This window comes from Streptomyces sp. NPDC014882 (genome assembly GCF_043081325.1).
Taxonomy (GTDB): domain Bacteria; phylum Actinomycetota; class Actinomycetes; order Streptomycetales; family Streptomycetaceae; genus Streptomyces.
In genome coordinates this window covers 81,360-99,742 of record NZ_JBIBWL010000010.1, presented here as the reverse complement: position 1 = coordinate 99,742, position 18,383 = coordinate 81,360, and the positions used below count along the sequence as shown (strand labels likewise).

11 protein-coding genes and 1 tRNA gene are annotated in these 18,383 nt (G+C 71.0%); 8 read left to right on the top strand and 4 right to left on the bottom strand.

Annotation, left to right across the window (positions count from 1 at the left end; all coding sequences use genetic code 11):
- The first annotated feature begins 357 nt into the window (after positions 1-357).
- The 3 genes from gltB to ACF09K_RS22760 all read left to right on the top strand — a co-directional run bounded on the left by gltB (position 358) and on the right by ACF09K_RS22760 (position 7,352).
- The gene (gltB, locus tag ACF09K_RS22770; protein WP_392246158.1) at positions 358-4,953 is read left to right on the top strand and encodes a glutamate synthase large subunit; all 4,596 of its coding nucleotides are present in this window, start codon (positions 358-360) and stop codon (positions 4,951-4,953) included.
- Positions 4,946-6,409, top strand: a complete 1,464-nt coding sequence (locus ACF09K_RS22765; RefSeq protein WP_392246156.1) for a glutamate synthase subunit beta — start codon at positions 4,946-4,948, stop codon at positions 6,407-6,409. The genes gltB and ACF09K_RS22765 overlap by 8 nt, the downstream gene beginning before the upstream one ends.
- A 214-nt stretch (positions 6,410-6,623) precedes the next feature.
- On the top strand, positions 6,624-7,352 hold the full coding sequence (locus tag ACF09K_RS22760) for a vWA domain-containing protein (protein WP_392246154.1): 729 nt from the start codon (positions 6,624-6,626) through the stop codon (positions 7,350-7,352).
- Positions 7,353-7,365: 13 nt separating this feature from the next.
- On the opposite strand, the gene ACF09K_RS22755 is transcribed toward ACF09K_RS22760, so the two are convergent.
- Positions 7,366-8,262: a hypothetical protein gene (locus ACF09K_RS22755; protein ID WP_392246152.1), complete on the bottom strand. Its 897-nt coding sequence runs from the start codon at positions 8,260-8,262 to the stop codon at positions 7,366-7,368.
- A 134-nt stretch (positions 8,263-8,396) separates the two neighbouring features.
- On the opposite strand from ACF09K_RS22755, the gene ACF09K_RS22750 reads away from it, so the two are divergent.
- The 3 genes from ACF09K_RS22750 (at position 8,397) to pepN (ending at position 12,235) form a co-directional block, all read left to right on the top strand.
- Positions 8,397-8,732 carry a chorismate mutase gene (locus ACF09K_RS22750; RefSeq protein ID WP_392246150.1) on the top strand — a complete coding sequence of 112 codons (336 nt, stop codon included), beginning with the start codon at positions 8,397-8,399 and terminating at the stop codon, positions 8,730-8,732.
- A gap of 150 nt (positions 8,733-8,882) precedes the next feature.
- Positions 8,883-9,425 carry a two-component system response regulator gene (locus tag ACF09K_RS22745; protein ID WP_392246148.1) on the top strand — a complete coding sequence of 181 codons (543 nt, stop codon included), beginning with the start codon at positions 8,883-8,885 and terminating at the stop codon, positions 9,423-9,425.
- 317 nt (positions 9,426-9,742) lie between these two features.
- Positions 9,743-12,235 (top strand): aminopeptidase N, encoded by a 2,493-nt coding sequence (gene pepN / locus ACF09K_RS22740; protein WP_392246146.1) that lies wholly within the window; start codon positions 9,743-9,745, stop codon positions 12,233-12,235.
- 468 nt (positions 12,236-12,703) lie between these two features.
- Here pepN and ACF09K_RS22735 read toward each other — a convergent pair whose 3' ends face one another.
- Positions 12,704-14,509: a bifunctional metallophosphatase/5'-nucleotidase gene (locus ACF09K_RS22735; RefSeq protein WP_392246145.1), complete on the bottom strand. Its 1,806-nt coding sequence runs from the start codon at positions 14,507-14,509 to the stop codon at positions 12,704-12,706.
- 532 nt (positions 14,510-15,041) lie between these two features.
- Between ACF09K_RS22735 and pyk the strand changes: the two genes are divergently transcribed.
- Complete coding sequence (gene pyk / locus ACF09K_RS22730) at positions 15,042-16,478, top strand: pyruvate kinase (protein ID WP_392246143.1); 1,437 nt, start codon at positions 15,042-15,044, stop codon at positions 16,476-16,478.
- Between the two features lie 17 nt (positions 16,479-16,495).
- Here pyk and ACF09K_RS22725 read toward each other — a convergent pair whose 3' ends face one another.
- Positions 16,496-17,275, bottom strand: a complete 780-nt coding sequence (locus ACF09K_RS22725) for a helix-turn-helix domain-containing protein (protein ID WP_392246142.1) — start codon at positions 17,273-17,275, stop codon at positions 16,496-16,498.
- A 104-nt stretch (positions 17,276-17,379) separates the two neighbouring features.
- Positions 17,380-17,452, bottom strand: a tRNA-Leu gene (locus tag ACF09K_RS22720).
- A gap of 100 nt (positions 17,453-17,552) precedes the next feature.
- Between ACF09K_RS22720 and ACF09K_RS22715 the strand changes: the two genes are divergently transcribed.
- Positions 17,553-18,209 (top strand): ANTAR domain-containing response regulator, encoded by a 657-nt coding sequence (locus ACF09K_RS22715; RefSeq protein WP_392246140.1) that lies wholly within the window; start codon positions 17,553-17,555, stop codon positions 18,207-18,209.
- Positions 18,210-18,383: the final 174 nt, after the last annotated feature.

The window sequence follows — 18,383 nt, the reverse complement described above, 5'->3', positions numbered from 1 at the left end:
CGCATAAGTAGCCGTTACCCGCTGGTTTCGAACGCTCAACCACCGGGCATGAGCCGTAAGCGCTGCGGGCAATGACGCCCGCGGTGCATGCGCGGAGTGGCTACGACGCCTCCTCCGCCCCCCGGACCGACGGACACCACTCCGACCGATGGTGTCCGGTCAAGTCCCACCACACACTTTCAGCCGCCCCCGCGGCGCCCCGCCGCCACCCCACGGCGTCCGCATGCTGGAACGGAGTATCCGGTTCCCGAGAACCGCTCCATCATGTAACCTGCACGAAATTTTGCACTTACGCAGAGGGCCAACGTCGTCCCTTCGCCAGCAGACATGCCACTTGAGACGACGACGGGAGAGCCGATGCGTACGCCGCGCCAGCCGTCCCAGCATTCCGCGAATGGCCAGAACTGGTCCTTCATGGATGCTCGCCCTGCTGCGCAGGGTATGTACGACCCCCGCAACGAGCACGACGCCTGCGGCGTCGGCTTCGTGGCCAACCTCACCGGCGAGGCGAGCCACACGCTGGTCGAGCAGGCGCTGACCGTTCTGCGCAACCTCGAGCACCGTGGCGCCACCGGCTCCGAGCCCGACTCCGGCGACGGCGCGGGCATCCTCACCCAGGTCCCCGACGCGTTCCTGCGCGAGGTCGCCGGGTTCGAGCTGCCCGAGGCCGGCGGCTACGCCGTCGGCATCGCCTTCCTGCCGCAGGACGGCCTGACGGACGCCGTCTCGCGCATCGAGACGATCGCCGCCGAAGAGGGCCTCACCGTCCTCGGCTGGCGCGAGGTCCCGGTCGCCCCCGAGCTCCTCGGCGCCACCGCCCGCTCGACGATGCCCGCCTTCCGCCAGGTCTTCGTCACCGACGGCGCCTCGAAGGGCGTCGACCTCGACCGCCGCGCCTTCGTGCTGCGCAAGCGCGCCGAGCGCGAGGCCGGCGTCTACTTCCCCTCGCTGTCCGCGCGGACCGTCGTCTACAAGGGCATGCTGACCACCGGCCAGCTCGAGCCCTTCTTCCCGGACCTGTCCGACCGCCGCTTCGCCTCGGCCGTGTCGCTCGTCCACTCGCGCTTCTCGACGAACACCTTCCCGTCGTGGCCGCTCGCCCACCCGTACCGCTTCGTCGCGCACAACGGTGAGATCAACACCGTCAAGGGCAACCGCAACTGGATGGCGGCCCGCGAGTCCCAGCTCGTGTCCGACCTCTTCGGAGACCAGGAGCGCATCGACCGCGTCTTCCCCATCTGCACGCCGGACGCCTCCGACTCGGCGTCCTTCGACGAGGTGCTCGAGCTGCTGCACCTCGGTGGCCGCTCGCTGCCGCACTCCGTACTGATGATGATCCCGGAGGCGTGGGAGAACCACGACTCCATGGACCCGGCCCGCCGCGCCTTCTACCAGTTCCACTCCAACCTGATGGAGCCCTGGGACGGACCGGCCTGCGTCACCTTCACCGACGGCGTCCAGGTCGGCGCGGTCCTCGACCGCAACGGCCTGCGCCCCGGCCGCTACTGGGTCACCGACGACGGCCTCGTCGTCCTCGGCTCCGAGGTCGGCGTCCTCGACATCGACCCGGCGAAGGTCGTCCGCAAGGGCCGCCTCCAGCCCGGCCGGATGTTCCTCGTCGACACCGCCGAGCACCGCATCATCGAGGACGACGAGATCAAGGCCCAGCTCGCCGCCGAGAACCCCTACGCGGAGTGGCTGGAAGCCGGCGAGATCGAGCTGGGCGACCTGCCCGAGCGCGAGCACATCGTGCACACGCACGCCTCGGTCACCCGCCGCCAGCAGACCTTCGGCTACACCGAGGAGGAGCTGCGCATCCTGCTCGCGCCGATGGCCAAGTCGGCCGCCGAGCCGATCGGCTCCATGGGCACCGACTCGCCGATCGCCGCGCTGTCGTCGCGCCCGCGGCTGCTCTTCGACTACTTCACCCAGCTGTTCGCGCAGGTCACCAACCCGCCGCTGGACGCGATCCGCGAGGAACTGGTCACCTCCCTGCGCTCCTCGCTCGGCCCGCAGGGCAACCTGCTCGACCCGAACGCCGCCTCCTGCCGCTCCGTCGTGCTGCCCTTCCCGGTGATCGACAACGACGAGCTGGCCAAGCTCATCCACATCAACGCCGACGGCGACATGCCCGGCTTCAAGGCCGCGACCCTCTCCGGCCTGTACCGGGTGCACGGCGGCGGGGACGCGCTGGCCGCGCGGATCGAGGAGATCTGCGCCGAGGTCGACGAGGCCATCGCCAACGGCGCCCGCCTCGTCGTGCTGTCCGACCGCCACTCCGACGCCGAGCACGCGCCGATCCCGTCGCTGCTGCTCACCGCGGCCGTCCACCACCACCTCATCCGCACCAAGCAGCGCACCCAGGTGGGCCTGCTGGTGGAGGCCGGTGACGTCCGCGAGGTGCACCACGTCGCCCTGCTCATCGGCTTCGGCGCCGCCGCCGTCAACCCGTACCTGGCGATGGAGTCCGTCGAGGACCTGCTGCGCGCCGGCACCTTCCTCAGCGGCATGGAGCCCGAGCAGGCCATCCGCAACCTGATCTACGCCCTCGGCAAGGGCGTCCTGAAGGTCATGTCCAAGATGGGCATCTCCACCGTCGCCTCCTACCGCGGCGCCCAGGTGTTCGAGGCCGTCGGTCTCGACGACGCCTTCGTCGCGAAGTACTTCAACGGCACGGCCACCAAGATCGGCGGCGTCGGCATCGACGTCGTCGCCCAGGAGGTCGCCGCCCGCCACGCCAAGGCCTACCCGGCCAGCGGCATCGCACCGGCCCACCGCGCCCTGGAGATCGGCGGCGAGTACCAGTGGCGCCGCGAGGGCGAGCCGCACCTGTTCGACCCGGAGACGGTCTTCCGCCTCCAGCACTCCACGCGCGCCAACCGCTACGACATCTTCAAGAAGTACACGGACCGCGTGAACGAGCAGTCCGAGCGCCTCATGACGCTGCGCGGACTGTTCGGCTTCAGCTCGGACCGCCGGCCGATCCCCCTCGACGAGGTCGAGCCGGTCAGCGAGATCGTCAAGCGCTTCTCCACCGGCGCCATGTCGTACGGCTCCATCTCCCAGGAGGCGCACGAGACCCTCGCCATCGCCATGAACCAGCTGGGCGGCAAGTCCAACACCGGTGAGGGCGGCGAGGACCCGGAGCGCCTGTACGACCCGGCGCGCCGCTCGTCGATCAAGCAGGTCGCCTCCGGCCGCTTCGGCGTCACCTCCGAGTACCTGGTCAACGCGGACGACATCCAGATCAAGATGGCCCAGGGCGCCAAGCCCGGCGAGGGCGGCCAGCTGCCCGGCCACAAGGTCTACCCGTGGGTCGCCAGGACGCGTCACTCGACGCCGGGCGTCGGCCTGATCTCCCCGCCGCCGCACCACGACATCTACTCCATCGAGGACCTGGCCCAGCTCATCCACGACCTCAAGAACGCCAACCCGAAGGCCCGCATCCACGTGAAGCTGGTCTCCGAGGTCGGCGTCGGCACGGTCGCCGCCGGTGTCTCCAAGGCCCACGCGGACGTCGTCCTCATCTCCGGCCACGACGGCGGCACGGGCGCCTCCCCGCTGACCTCCCTCAAGCACGCGGGCGGCCCCTGGGAGCTGGGCCTCGCCGAGACCCAGCAGACCCTGCTGCTCAACGGCCTGCGCGACCGCATCGTCGTGCAGACCGACGGCCAGCTCAAGACCGGCCGCGACGTGGTCATCGCCGCCCTGCTCGGCGCCGAGGAGTTCGGTTTCGCCACCGCGCCGCTCGTCGTCTCCGGCTGCGTCATGATGCGCGTCTGCCACCTGGACACCTGCCCGGTCGGCATCGCCACCCAGAACCCGGTGCTGCGCGACCGGTTCAACGGCAAGGCCGAGTACGTGGTGAACTTCTTCCAGTTCATCGCGCAGGAGGTCCGCGAACTGCTCGCCGAGCTGGGCTTCCGCTCGATCGAGGAGGCCGTCGGCCACGCCGAGATCCTCGACGTCGAGCGCGCCGTCGACCACTGGAAGGCCCAGGGCCTGAACCTGGAGCCGCTGTTCCACGTGCCGGCCCTGCCCGAGGGCGCCTCCCTCCACCAGGTCGTCGCGCAGGACCACGGCCTGGAGAAGGCGCTCGACAACGAGCTGATCAGGCTCGCCGCCGACGCGCTGGCCGCGGACTCCGCCACCGACGCCCACCCGGTGCGCGCCCAGGTCGCGATCCGCAACATCAACCGCACGGTCGGCACCATGCTCGGCCACGAGGTGACGAAGAAGTTCGGCGGCGCGGGCCTGCCCGACGACACCATCGACATCACCTTCACCGGCTCGGCCGGCCAGTCCTTCGGCGCCTTCCTCCCGCGCGGTGTCACGCTGCGCCTGGAGGGCGACGCCAACGACTACGTCGGCAAGGGCCTCTCCGGCGGCCGGGTCGTCGTCCGCCCCGACCGGGGCGCCGACCACCTCGCCGAGTACTCGACGATCGCGGGCAACACCATCGCCTACGGCGCGACCGGCGGCGAACTGTTCCTGCGCGGCCGCACCGGCGAGCGGTTCTGCGTCCGCAACTCCGGCGCGACCGTCGTCTCCGAGGGCGTGGGCGACCACGGCTGCGAGTACATGACCGGCGGTCACGCGGTGGTCCTCGGCGAGACGGGCCGCAACTTCGCGGCCGGCATGTCCGGCGGCGTCGCCTACGTGATCGACCTGAACCGCGACAACGTCAACGCCGGCAACCTCGGCGCGGTCGAGGCGCTCGACGACACCGACAAGGCGTGGCTGCACGACGTGGTGCGCCGCCACGCCGAGGAGACCGGCTCGACGGTCGCCGAGAAGCTGCTCGCCGACTGGGACGCGTCCGTGGAGCGCTTCAGCAAGATCATCCCCAGCACGTACAAGGCAGTGCTCGCCGCCAAGGACGCCGCCGAGCGAGCCGGTCTCTCCGAGACCGAGATCACCGAGAAGATGATGGAGGCGGCGACCAATGGCTGATCCCAAGGGCTTTCTCAACCACGGCCGCGAGGTCGCCAAGTCCCGTCCGGTCCAGGAGCGCGTCAAGGACTGGAACGAGGTCTACGTCCCCGGCTCACTGCTGCCGATCATCGGCAAGCAGGCCAGCCGGTGCATGGACTGCGGCATCCCGTTCTGCCACAACGGCTGTCCGCTGGGGAACCTGATCCCCGAGTGGAACGACTTCGCCTACCGCGAGGACTGGTCGGCCGCCTCCGAGCGCCTGCACGCCACCAACAACTTCCCGGAGTTCACGGGCCGGCTGTGCCCCGCCCCGTGCGAGTCGGCGTGCGTGCTCGGCATCAACCAGCCGCCGGTCACCATCAAGAACGTCGAGGTCTCGATCATCGACAAGGCGTGGGAGACCGGTGACGTCGCCCCGCAGATCCCCGAGCGGCTGTCCGGCAAGACGGTCGCGGTCATCGGCTCGGGCCCGGCGGGCCTGGCCGCCGCCCAGCAGCTGACCCGGGCGGGCCACACCGTCGCCGTCTACGAGCGCGCGGACCGCATCGGAGGCCTCCTGCGGTACGGCATCCCCGAGTTCAAGATGGAGAAGCGGCACATCAACCGCCGCATCGAGCAGATGCGCGCGGAGGGCACCCGCTTCCGCACGGGCGTCGAGATCGGCCGCGACCTCAAGGCCACCGACCTGAAGAAGCGCTACGACGCGGTCGTCATCGCCGCCGGCGCCACGACCGCACGCGACCTCCCGGTCCCCGGCCGGGAACTCAAGGGCGTGTACCAGGCCATGGAGTACCTGCCGCTGGCCAACAAGGTGCAGGAGGGCGACTTCGTGGCGCCCCCGATCTCGGCCGAGGGCAAGCACGTCGTGGTCATCGGCGGTGGCGACACCGGCGCCGACTGCGTGGGCACCGCCCACCGCCAGGGCGCGGCCTCGGTCACGCAGCTGGAGATCATGCCCCGCCCGAACGAGGAGCGGAACCCGGTCGCCCAGCCGTGGCCGACGTTCCCGATGCTCTACAAGGTCACCAGCGCGCACGAGGAGGGCGGCGAGCGGGTCTACTCCGTCTCCACCACCCACTTCGAGGGCGACCAGGACGGCAACGTCCAGTGGCTGCACCTCACCGAGGTCGAGTTCGTCGAGGGCAGGCTGACCCAGAAGCCGGGCACGGAGCGCAAGATCCCCGCCCAGCTGGTCACCCTCGCCATGGGCTTCACCGGCACCGACCGCGAGAACGGCCTGGTGGAGCAGTTCGGCCTGGAGCTGGACGAGCGCGGCAACATCGCCCGCGACGCCGACTTCCGGACCAACGTGCCGGGCGTGTACGTCGCCGGTGACGCCGGCCGCGGCCAGTCCCTCATCGTGTGGGCGATCGCGGAGGGCCGCTCGGCCGCCCGCGGCGTCGACCGCTTCCTGACCGGCACCAGCGACCTGCCGGCCCCGATCCGGCCGACCGACCGGTCCCTGATGGTCTGACGGACCGCCCGGCGGAGCGTCCCGCGCTCCGTCCGGCGGACCGTCCGACGGGCCACCCGACGGCCCGTCACCGAGCGTCCCGTACAACGGCGTACGGGCGGGACGTCCGGGGGCACCGCCCCCGGACACCCCCCGAGACGGCGCCTGCCCCCTGTCCCCGACCGGACGACCGGGCAGGCGCCGCCGCACGTCCCGGTGTGGGAGGGTGGGGCCCATGGTCGCGATCAGTCTCAGCAAGGTCCAGGAGACGGCGCCCGCGCTGGTCGGCCCGTACAAGAGCGCCGGGGTGTCCCTCACGAAGCACGGCCTGGACGGGCAGCGGGCCGCCGTCTACCTGGTCGTGGACTACTCGGGGTCGATGAAGCCGTACTACCGGGACGGCAGCGTGCAGGCGCTCGCCGACCGGGTGCTGGGACTCTCGGCGCACCTCGACGACGACGGCCGGGTGCCGGTGGTGTTCTTCTCCACCGACGTGGACGCCGTGACCGACATCGCGCTCGCCGACCACCAGGGGCGGGTGGAGCGGATCGCGGCCGGCCTCGGACACATGGGCAGGACCAGCTACCACCTGGCGATGGACGCCGTCATCGACCACTACCTCGACAGCGGCGCGCGCGAGCCCGCCCTCGTCGTCTTCCAGACCGACGGCGGGCCGATCAACAAGCTCGCCGCCGAACGCTACCTGTGCAAGGCGTCGACGCTGCCGCTGTTCTGGCAGTTCATCGGCTTCGGGGACAAGGACAGCAAGCAGTTCGACTTCCTGCGCAAGCTCGACGAGCTGCCCGTACCGGCACAACGCGCCGTCGACAACGCCGGCTTCTTCCACGCCGGCGCCGATCCGCGCCGGATCCCGGACGCGGACCTCTACGACCGCCTGGTCGGCGATTTCCCCCAGTGGCTGGCGGCGGCGCGGGCGCGGGGGATCGTGGGCCCCGGCCACTGAGCCGGGCGCGACCTCAGGTGTCGCACTCCAGCACCGTCCGGCACAACCCGCACCGCACCCGCACCCGCCCCCGCACCGGCACCCTGATCCGCTGGAGACAGGTGGGACAGCGGAACGTCACCCGCAGCGACCCCCGCCCGTCCGGCACGAAGGCGTACGGAGCGGCCGACGAGACGGCCGGCGCCGCCGTGTCCCGCGCCTGCCGCCGGTCACGCGCGTAGCGCCGCCGCCCCGCCCACCCCGCGGCCGCCAACGGCGGCTGCCGTTCGTCGAGACGGGCCCGCTCCCGCCCCTCGACGTACGCCGTGTACGCCCGCGCACTGGTGAACCACGCCGACGGGTCCTCACCGAAGACCAGCGCCCGCTTGGCCAGCACGTACCCGAACTCCTCCGGCGTCAGGTACCCCAGCTTCTGCGAGGAGACCGCGTCCTCCCGGTAGGCGTCGAGCAGCAGCCACCCCGCCCCCAGATAGGCGGTGGCCGTGTCCGTGAGGATCTCGTCGGCGGGCGTGCCGGGGAACGCCAGGTCCACGCGGTGCAGGAAGACGTGCATGATCTCGTGCGCCAGGGCCGCGCCGATGTCCCGCCGATGGGTGCGGAACCGGTCGTTCAGCTCGATGAAGTACTCCGGTCCCGCCGCCAGTTCCACGTTCGCCGCGTGCCGCATCTCCCGGAAGCCCACGATCAGCCGGGCGTCCGGCAGGCGGAAGTGCCGCACCAGCTCCCGCGCCACCCGCTGCGCCCCGAGGTGCAGGTCGTCGGTGTCGCGGAACGCCACGTCCGCGGGGGCCACGCTGACCGGGAACTGCTGGACGGTGTCGTACGACAGCCGCCGGTACAGCGCGGTGACGGCCTCCCGCACCGTCTCCAGATGCGGGTAACCGTGCTCCACCGGTCCGCCGTTCGCCACGCCACCGCCCCCAGGACGCCGTGCACCCGCTTCCACTGTACGAGCGACCGCCGCAAGCGGACCCGACGGCGACCCCGACGGCAGGGATCCCGCGGTAGCCGGCCCCCGATCACGACGCACTAGGGTGAACGCCCATGACCACCAGCAACACCGGAACCGGTGACGTCGACCCCGCCGTCCACGAGGAACTCGCCCGCCTGCGCGACAGCATCGACAACATCGACGCGGCCGTCATCCACATGCTCGCCGAGCGCTTCAAGGCCACCCAGCAGGTCGGCCACCTCAAGGCCCGCCACCAGCTGCCGCCCGCCGACCCGGCCCGCGAGGCCCGCCAGATCGCCCGCCTGCGCGCCCTCGCCGAGAACGCCAAGCTCGACCCGGCGTTCGCCGAGAAACTTCTCAACTTCATCATCGCCGAGGTGATCCGCCACCACGAGCGCATCGCCGAGGACGCCGTCAACGGCGCCTGACCTCCACGGACGGCCCCGCGCCCGACGGACCCGCCCCCGCCGCGGCGTGCGCCGCGCACGCCCCGGCGAACACCGGGCGTCAGCCGACGGGCACTGCGCGTCAGGGTTCGGGCATAAGCTGGTGCTCCCATCGCGGGAGGGACGTCGGTCATGCCGCCGGATGCCAGGATCCTGATCGTGGACGACCACCAGGACACGCTGTACGCGCTGGAGAACGTCCTGGCCCCGCTGGGCCACCGGATAACCCGCGCCACCAGCGGCGACGAGGCGCTCAAGCAGGTACTGCGAGGCCGGGTCGGCCTCCTCGTGCTCGACGTGCGCATGCCCGGCGTCAGCGGCCTGGACGTGGTCCGCTACCTGCGGCGCCTCGAACAGACCCAGCACATCCCCGTCATCCTCCTCACCGGCTTCGGCCCCGACCAGGAGCTGACCACCACCGCCTTCGGCCTCGGCGTGGCCGACCTGGTCATGAAGCCGGTCGACCCGCTGGCCCTGCGCACCAAGGTCCGCTACCTCTACGACGCCCACCAACGCTACGTCGCCCTCCAGGAGGAGACGCGCGCACTGCGGGCCCGGCTGGAGGGCCTGGACGCCGGGCACCCCGACACGCCCGACGCCCCGGGGGCCCGGGTGCCGCCCCAGCGCGACACCGAGGCCCGCACGACGGGCCCGCGGTCCCCCACGACGACGTAGGCCCCGCCCCCGCCGTCGGCACCGGGTGTCCGTGGCGAGGCGCAGCCCGGCCCCGGGCCGACGGTCCCGGGCACCTGTGGCGAGGCACGGGCCGGCCCCGGGCCCGCAGTCCGGTCCCGGGCCGTCGGCACCGGGTGTCCGTGGCGAGGCGCAGCCCGGCCCCGGGCCGACGGTCCCGGGCGCCCGTGGCGACGCGCAGCCCCCCGCGCCGACGGCACCGGAACCCCGTCCTCCCGGCGCACGCGCGAACGGGGGACAAACAGCGCGTACCGATCCGCCCCTGTGCCCGGCCTGCGGCATCGGGCAGCATGGCCTGCATGTCCGTACTGACGCGCGACGAAGCGCAGACCCGTGCCCAGCTCCTCGACGTCCACCGCTACACCATCGAACTGGACCTGACCACCGGCGACGAGACCTTCGAGTCCCGCACCGCGATCCGGTTCACCGCGCGCACGGGCGCCGACACCTTCGTCGAGCTCAAACCGGCCGAGCTGCGCTCCGCCGTCCTCGACGGCGAGGCCCTGGACCCGCAGACCCTGGACGGCAACCGGCTGCCCCTGAAGAACCTCGCCGCCGGCGAGCACGAACTGCGGATCGCCGCGACCATGCGCTACTCCCGCACCGGCGAGGGCATGCACCGCTTCACCGACCCCGCCGACGGCGAGACCTACGTCTACACGCAGATGTTCATGGACGACGTCCAGCGCGTCTTCGCCGCCTTCGACCAGCCCGACCTCAAGTCCGTCTTCGACCTGTCGGTCAAGGCCCCCACCGGCTGGACCGTCCTCGCCAACGGCGTCACCGAGCACCTCGGCGAGGGCCGCTGGCAGTCCGCCGCCACCCCGCCCATCTCCACCTACCTCGTCGCCGTCGCCGCCGGCCCCTGGCACTCCGTCCGCACCGAACACCGCGACCTGCCCTTCGGCATCCACTGCCGCCGCTCCCTCGCGCCCCACCTCGACGCCGACGCCGACGAGATCCTCGACGTCACCCGCGCCTGCTTCGACCGCTACCACGAGAAGTTCACCGAGCCCTACCCCTTCGACTCCTACGACCAGGCGTTCGTCCCCGAGTTCAACGCCGGCGCCATGGAGAACCCCGGTCTCGTCACCTTCCGCGACGACTTCGTCTACCGCTCCGCCGTCACCGACACCGAGCGCCAGATCCGCGCCATGGTCATCGCGCACGAGATGGCCCACATGTGGTTCGGCGACCTCGTCACCCTCAGATGGTGGGACGACATCTGGCTGAACGAGTCCTTCGCCGAGTACATGGGCTACCAGACCACCGCCGAGGCCACCCGCTTCACCGACACCTGGACCGAGTTCGGCGTCACCCGCAAGGCCTGGGGCTACGACGCCGACCAGCGCCCCTCCACCCACCCCGTCGCCCCCGAGGACGTCGCCGACACCGCCTCCGCACTCCTCAACTTCGACGGCATCTCCTACGCCAAGGGCGCCTCCGCCCTGCGCCAACTGGTGACCTGGCTCGGCGAGGAGGACTTCCTGGCCGGCATCAACACCCACTTCGCACGGCACCGGTTCGCCAACGCCACCCTCGCCGACTTCATCGACTCCCTCGCCTCCGCCACCGAACGCGACGTCCACGCCTGGGCCGACGCCTGGCTGCGCACCACCGGCGTCGACACCCTCACCCCCACCGTCACCACCGAGGCCGGCACCTGCGCCCTCACCGTGGAGCACACCGGCAGCCGCCCGCACCGCATCGCCGTCGGCCTGTACGACCAGGACCTCTCCGACGACAAGGGCCGCCTCACCCTGCGCCGGCGCCTCGACGTCGACGTCCCGCAGAGCGTGCCGCAGCCCCTCGGCAAGCCCCCGGCGCTGCTCCTGCTCAACGACGGCGACCTCACCTACACCAAGGTCCGCTTCGACGCCGCGTCCGCCGAGTCCGTCGGCACGAGCCTGTCCCGGCTGCCCGACCCGCTGACCCGCGCCGTCGTCTGGAACGCCCTGCGCGACGCGGTCCGCGACGGCGAACTCGCCCCCGGCGCCTACCTGGAGACCGCCCGCCTCCACCTCCCGCGCGAGACCGACCTGGCCCTCGCCCAGGGCGTCCTCGCCTTCGCCTCCACCCAGATCGCCGACCGCTACCTCACCCCCGGGGAACGCCCCGCCGCCCTGGCGACCCTGTCCTCCCTGTGCCGCGACCTCATCCGCCGCACCGAGGACGGCGACCGCCCCGGCCTGCGCCTGATCGCCGTACGCCACTTCATCGACGTCGCCGCTCACCCGGAGACCATCGCCGCCTGGCTCGCCGAGGGCACGGTCCCCGGCGGACCCGAACTCGACCCCGACCTGCGCTGGCGCGTCCTCGCCCGGCTCGCCGTCCTCGGCGCCACCGACGAGGCCGCCATCGCCGCCGAACAGGAACGCGACCCGTCCGCCAACGGCCGCGAAGGCGCCGCCCGGTGCCGCGCCGCCCTGCCCGACGAGGAGGCCAAGCGCGCCGCCTGGGCCGCGATGTTCGACGGCGACGAGCTGTCCAACTACCTCTTCACCGCCACCGCCCAGGGCTTCTGGCAGCCCGAACAGGCCGACCTCGTACGGCACTACGTGCCCCGCTTCTACGACGACGCGGTCGCCGTGGCGGCCCGCCGCGGCCCCGCCATCGCCGACGCCGTCGGCCGCTGGGCCTTCCCCGCGCACGCCGTCGACACCGAGAACCTGACCCTGGGCGAGGCCTGCCTGCGCGAGGCGGACCCGACCCCCTCCCTGCGCCGCAAGCTGACGGACCAACTGGACGACCTGCGCCGCGCCCTGCGCGTCAGGGAGGGCATGACGGCCTAACTCCACCGGAGCGGCTGCGGCACAGGGCGTCCGCACCGGACCGCACCGGAGCCGGAGCAGGAACCGGGGGCGGGACCGGGACCGGAGCTGGGACCGGAGCTGGGACCGGGGATGCGGCAGGGACCGGAGCGGGGCCGGGACCAGGACCGAGGCCGGGGGCCGGGGTGGTGCCCCCGGCCCCCGTCCCGCCGGGCCGGCAGCCGCCCCCCTCACCCGCTCCCCGAGGGCCGGTGACCCGCCGGCCACGAAGAAGGGACGGCGGGAGCCGGGCCCCCCACCGTCCCTCACACCCGACGACCGGGCCTTAGGGTGTGTCTGACAATTCCCGCCGGGCGCGCGACGCCTGGCACGGCACCTCGCCGCGTTGTCGGATCACCCGAGTACACCCAGTACACGGGCGACCCTCCGCCTTGCGATGCACCGCACCAGACGCCGCGCGCTGATCCGACGCCAATTGTCAGACACGCCCTAGAAGACCGGCACACCCTCGCGCGTCAGCCTCCAGTCCACCGACGCGAAGTCCTTCGGGTCCAGCACACCCTTCGCCGTCACCCACTCCGCGATCCGCGTCCGGATCTCCGTCGACTCCGCCCACAGCTCCTGCGCCGACGCCACGTGCGGGAACGCACCCCCGCCGTTGGCCCGGTAGTTGTTCACCGCCAGCACGAACCGCCCGGCGTCGTCCAGCGGCACCCCGCCGTACGTCAGGTTCCTGATCCGCGACCCGGCCGGCTGCGCGATGTCGATGTCGTACGACAGCCCCGACACGTAGTCGTAGTTGTAGTCCGGACGCTTTCCGGCGTTCGTCAGCGTCGCCACGTCCACGGCCGCGCCCGCCGCCGTCCGCACGAAGTACTCCGCCGAGTACTCCAGGTACGCCCGCACCTGAGCACCCGTCATCAGCTTCGCGACCAGCGTGTTGTCGTACACGTACAGGCTCGACAGGTCCCGGATCGTCACGTCGCCGGCCGGGATCTCCGAGGTCCGCGAGAACGGCGACGCCTGCGCGATCACCGGCAGGGACGCGTACGCCGTGCCCGCCAGGGCCGCCCTCACCACGTCCTCCTGGACCTTGGTGATCAGGTCGATGATCGGGGCGTCCTTGTACCGCGCCTCGACCGTGGTCAGCGTCTGCGTCGCCGTGCCCACCACCTGGTTGACGTACTCGACGACCTTGGCGTGCTCGTCCGACAGCAGCCTGGTGATCCTCGGGTCGTCGGCCACCGTGTTGGAGTTCAGCACCGACGCCGCCACCGACTCGACGCTCCAGCGCCCCCGGGCGAACACCAGGTCGATGTCGAACAGCGACAGCCGCTCCGCGTAGGCCAGCGGCTCCGACAGCACCACCGTCTTCCCGGTCACGTCGTTGACGACCTTCAGCTCCGGGATCTCCACGTGCGCGTGCCCCACCAGGATCGCGTCGATCCCCGGCACCTGCCGCGCCACCAGCGCCGCCGAGTTCTCGACGTAGGGCACCTGGTCACCGTACGACGACGTGCCCGAGGAACCCGAGTGCGCCGACACCACGACCACGTCCGCGCCCATCGACCGCAGCTTCGGCACCCACTTCGCCGCCTGCTCCTCCAGACCCGGGAAGGCCAGCTTCCCCTGCACGTACGCCTTGTCCCAGATCGCGATGCCCGGATTGGTCAGGCCCAGCACCGCCACCTTCACCGGCGGCGCCCCCTTCACGCGGAACGTCTTCATGAAGTACGGCGGGAACGCCGGCTTCAGCGTCTTCGCGTCCACCGCGTTCGCCCCGAGCAGCGGGAAGTCGCACTGCTCCTCGAACTTGCGCAGCGTCTCGATGCCGTAGTTGAACTCGTGGTTGCCGAGCGCCACCGCGTCGTACCCGATCGCGTTCATCGCCTGCGCCATCGGGTGCACCGGGCCGCCCTCGGCGGTGATCGGGTCCACCTTGGCGTAGTAGTACGTCAGCGGCGTGCCCTGGATCGTGTCACCCGCGTCCAGGAGCAGCGTGTTCTCCCGGCCCCTCTCCTCGCGGATCGCGTTCACCAGGGTCGAGACGCGCGCCAGGCCCTGCGCGTTGCCCTTGGCGTCCGAGTACTCCGCGTCCTTGAAGTAGTCCCAGTTGAAGACGTGCCCGTGCAGGTCCGTCGTGCCCAGCACCGTCAGCGAGTACCGCTTGGCCGGCCGGGCGGGCTTCTCGCGCCCCGCCGCCTGCGCCGCCGGCGCCGCGACCGAACCCGCGATCGCCACCCCCGCCCCGGTCACGGCGGACTTCTTCAGGAACTTCCGGCGGTTCAACGGCATGCTGTGCTCCTCGGACAACGACCAATGACGCGCGTAGACGAAGGCGCGCGGACAAGGGCCGCGCGCGGACGGACGCGCGTAGATTCTGACCCGGCCATGGCAAACGACAACAGGCCCCGCAGGTTTCGATCTGGTGACCGCGCCACCCCGCGGCCGCGCCCGAACCGGGCGAGGACCGCCGGAGCGGGACGCACGGCCACGCCCGCCGCCCACGACACGCCGGGACGCCCCCGGCGCCGGGCGCTCCGCGGGGCCACCACCCCCATGGAGGACGCGTCGCCCGACCCCTCGGTCCCGAACCGGAACGGACGCGGCTGCGGACGTGGTGGCGGGCCGAGGCCGGAGCGCAATTCACGCTGGTTCCCCCGCACCTGCGAATTCACCCGATCGAGGAATCCGAGCGACTGTGCGGATGCTCGCCGGAGCGGCCGGGTGCACAATGCGGCGTTCGTCAACAACCCTTCACGCAAAGGTCGTTGAGCGGCCACGTCCGACGAATTCACTACCGCCGGGTAATACTTAGGCTCGACTCATGCGCCGAGCGAAAATCGTCTGCACCCTGGGCCCCGCCACCGACTCCTACGACCGGATCAAATCCCTCGTCGAAGCCGGAATGGACGTCGCCCGCCTCAACCTCAGCCACGGCGACCACGCCGAGCACGAGGAGCGCTACCACCACGTCCGCAAGGCCTCCGACGAAACCGGCCACAGCGTCGGCACCCTCGCCGACCTCCAAGGCCCCAAGATCCGCCTCGGCCACTTCACGGAAGGCCCCGTCCTCCTCGAACGCGGCGACACCTTCACCCTCACCGTCGAGGAAGGCGTGCCGGGCGACCGCCACACCTGCGGAACCACCTACGCCGGCCTCGCCGACGACGTCTCACCCGGCGAACACATCCTCGTCGACGACGGCAAGGTCTGCCTCGAAGTCACCCACGTCGACGGCCCACGCATCCGCACCCGCGTCGTCGAAGGCGGCATCGTCTCCGACCACAAGGGCCTCAACCTCCCCGGAGTCGCCGTCTCCGTCCCCGCCCTGTCCAAGAAGGACGAGGAAGACCTCCGCTGGGCCCTGCGCACCGGCCTCGACGCCATCGCCCTCTCCTTCGTCCGCAGCGGCCGCGACATCCTCGACGTCCACCGCATCATGGACGAGGAAGGCCGCCGGCTCCCCGTCATCGCCAAGATCGAGAAACCACAGGCCGTCGAGAACATCGACGACATCGTCGCCGCCTTCGACGGGATCATGGTGGCGCGCGGCGACCTCGGCGTCGAGATGCCCCTCGAACAGGTCCCCATCGTCCAGAAGCGCGCCGTCACCCTCGCCAGGCGCAACGCCAAACCGGTGATCGTCGCCACCCAGATGCTCGACTCCATGATCGACAACTCCCGCCCCACCCGCGCCGAGGCCTCCGACGTCGCCAACGCCGTCATCGACGGCACCGACGCCGTCATGCTCTCCGGCGAGACCAGCGTCGGCAAGTACGCCGTCCAGACCGTCCACACCATGGCGAAGATCCTCGAAGCCGCCGAGGAGGACGTCCTCGCCGCCGGCCTCCCGCCCCTCACCGAACGCAACAAACCCCGCACCCAGGGCGGCGCCGTCGCCCGGGCCGCCGCGGAGATCGGCGACTTCCTGGGCGCCAAATTCCTCGTCGCCTTCACCCAGACCGGCGACACCGCCCGCCGCCTCTCCCGCTACCGCTCCCCGATCCCCCTCCTCGCCTTCACCCCCGAACCCGCCACCCGCTCCCAGCTCAACCTCACCTGGGGCGTCGAGACCTTCCTCGTCCCACCCGTCGGCACCACGGACGCGATGGTCGACCAGGTCGACGAACTCCTGCTCCGCCACGGCCGCTGCGAGAAGGGCGACGTGGTGGTGATCACGGCCGGTTCGCCGCCGGGGGTCTCCGGCTCGACGAACCTGGTCCGCGTCCACCACGTCGGGGAGGACGACAGGCCGAAGTAGGGGGCGGCCGGGGTCGGTCAGTACTTGGGTCCCACGTGGGTGTCGAGGAGGGCGACGTGCGCCTTCTTCGCTACGGAGATGTTGTAGGGGTTCCCGTTGCGGGTGCAGTGCGTCCACTCGATGCCCAGTTTTTCGAGGGTGTCGGTGAAGAGCCGCCGGATGTCGTCGGAGACGTTGGTGAAGAAGTACCGGGGGTATTCGTAGCGCTTGCGCTCACCGGCGACCATGCGGGTCGTCCAGTTGGTGATACGGCATCCGTCGGAGTGGATGAGGCCCCGGACGAACTCCCAGGGGTGGGCGTCGACGATGGCCTGCTGCCAGGGTTCGAGGACGATGCGGCGCTCGTGCTTCTTGCCGGGGCCGTGCTGGGGGAAGAGGCAGGTCCAGTGCCTTGTGTACGACTTCACCTCGACGCAGCCTGGTTTGTGGCGTCGGCTGACGTTCGGGAGTGGCATCACCTTGCGTATGGCTTCTTCGGCTGCGGCGATCAGACCGACCTGCGTCGCGTTGCAGAAGATGGAGAGGTGGTGCTGCTTGGGCTTCGAGACGATGTGGCCGTCGCCGAGATACAGGCCGAGCAGGTAGGCGTAGGCGACCGCATCGACCGGGCGCGCTGTACATTTGGGGCAGTCCGTCGGCTGCTCGTACTCCTCGCCGCGCGCCTTACGGTCCTCGCTGCGCCACCATCCCACGGTTCCGCGCGGAATGTTAAGACGCTCCGCGACGATGCGATTGGGGACTCCTTGGCGCATCAGTGTGACTGCGCGGACTCGAATTGAAGGACTGTGCTGCTCCATGTGGCCACTTTGAGCAAGAGCTTGCAGCGACACGCAGCAAAAAGCGGATGTTCACGAGAACGGGAACATCCGCTTTTGAAGTGACCTTGGGAACCAAGGAAAAGTGCCCCGAGTCGGATTCGAACCGACGCTGTATGGGTTTTGAATCCATGGCCTCTACCGCTGGGCTACCGGGGCCCCTTCGAAACGAAGGTCAGCGGTCACCCGCTGTGTCACCACCTTACCGCAGCTGGGTAGGCTCTTGTCAGCAGTACCCCTGCCTGAACAAGGAGCCCCCGTGACCGCCCCCGAGTCGCCCCAGCCCGTAGACGCGCCCGACGACGACAAGTCGCACGTGCCTCCGCTGACGACCCGTGTCGTCATCGCCGAGGACGAGGCGCTGATCCGCCTCGACCTCAAAGAGATGCTGGAGGAGGAGGGCTACACCGTCGTCGGTGAGGCCGGTGACGGCGAGCAGGCGATCGAGCTCGCCCGTGAGCACAAGCCGGACCTGGTCATCCTCGACGTGAAGATGCCGAAGCTGGACGGCATCTCCGCCGCGGAGAAGATCGCCGAGGAGCGCATCGCGCCGGTGCTGATGCTGACCGCGTTCTCGCAGCGCGACCTCGTCGAGCGGGCGCGGGACGCGGGGGCGATGGCGTACCTGGTGAAGCCGTTCAGCAAGAGCGACGTGGTTCCGGCGATCGAGATGGCCGTCTCGCGGTTCACGGAGTTGCGCGAGCTGGAAAACGAGGTCGCGGACCTGACGCTGCGTCTGGAGACCCGCAAGCTGGTGGACCGGGCGAAGTCGGTGCTGCAGACGGAGTACGGGCTGACGGAGCCGGCGGCGTTCCGGTGGATCCAGAAGACGTCGATGGACCGGCGGATGTCGATGCAGCAGGTGGCGGAGGCCGTCATCCAGGACGCCGAGGAGAAGAAGGCGTCCAAGGGCTGAGGTGTCGCCGCGCGTGGGCGAGGTCGTCACGCGTTGACGAAGTCGTCCCGTACGGGCGAAGAGGCCCGGGGCCCCCCGGGCAACCGGGGGGCGGGGCGCGTGGGGTGGGGGGGGGGGGGGTGGGCGACCCCCGGTTGGGCGTGGGGGGGGGCGCCGGGTGGAGGAGGTGGCCGC

Excerpts from the sequence above, each read along its gene's own strand:
- pepN (WP_392246146.1), top strand. The coding sequence starts at position 9,743 with ATGTCCGTACTGACGCGCGACGAAGCGCAGACCCGTGCCCAGCTCCTC.
- pyk (WP_392246143.1), top strand. The coding sequence starts at position 15,042 with ATGCGCCGAGCGAAAATCGTCTGCACCCTGGGCCCCGCCACCGACTCC.
- ACF09K_RS22735 (WP_392246145.1), bottom strand. The coding sequence starts at position 14,509 with ATGCCGTTGAACCGCCGGAAGTTCCTGAAGAAGTCCGCCGTGACCGGG.
- ACF09K_RS22765 (WP_392246156.1), top strand. The coding sequence starts at position 4,946 with ATGGCTGATCCCAAGGGCTTTCTCAACCACGGCCGCGAGGTCGCCAAG.
- ACF09K_RS22745 (WP_392246148.1), top strand. The coding sequence starts at position 8,883 with ATGCCGCCGGATGCCAGGATCCTGATCGTGGACGACCACCAGGACACG.
- ACF09K_RS22725 (WP_392246142.1), bottom strand. The coding sequence starts at position 17,275 with ATGGAGCAGCACAGTCCTTCAATTCGAGTCCGCGCAGTCACACTGATG.
- gltB (WP_392246158.1), top strand. The coding sequence starts at position 358 with ATGCGTACGCCGCGCCAGCCGTCCCAGCATTCCGCGAATGGCCAGAAC.
- ACF09K_RS22750 (WP_392246150.1), top strand. The coding sequence starts at position 8,397 with ATGACCACCAGCAACACCGGAACCGGTGACGTCGACCCCGCCGTCCAC.
- ACF09K_RS22760 (WP_392246154.1), top strand. The coding sequence starts at position 6,624 with ATGGTCGCGATCAGTCTCAGCAAGGTCCAGGAGACGGCGCCCGCGCTG.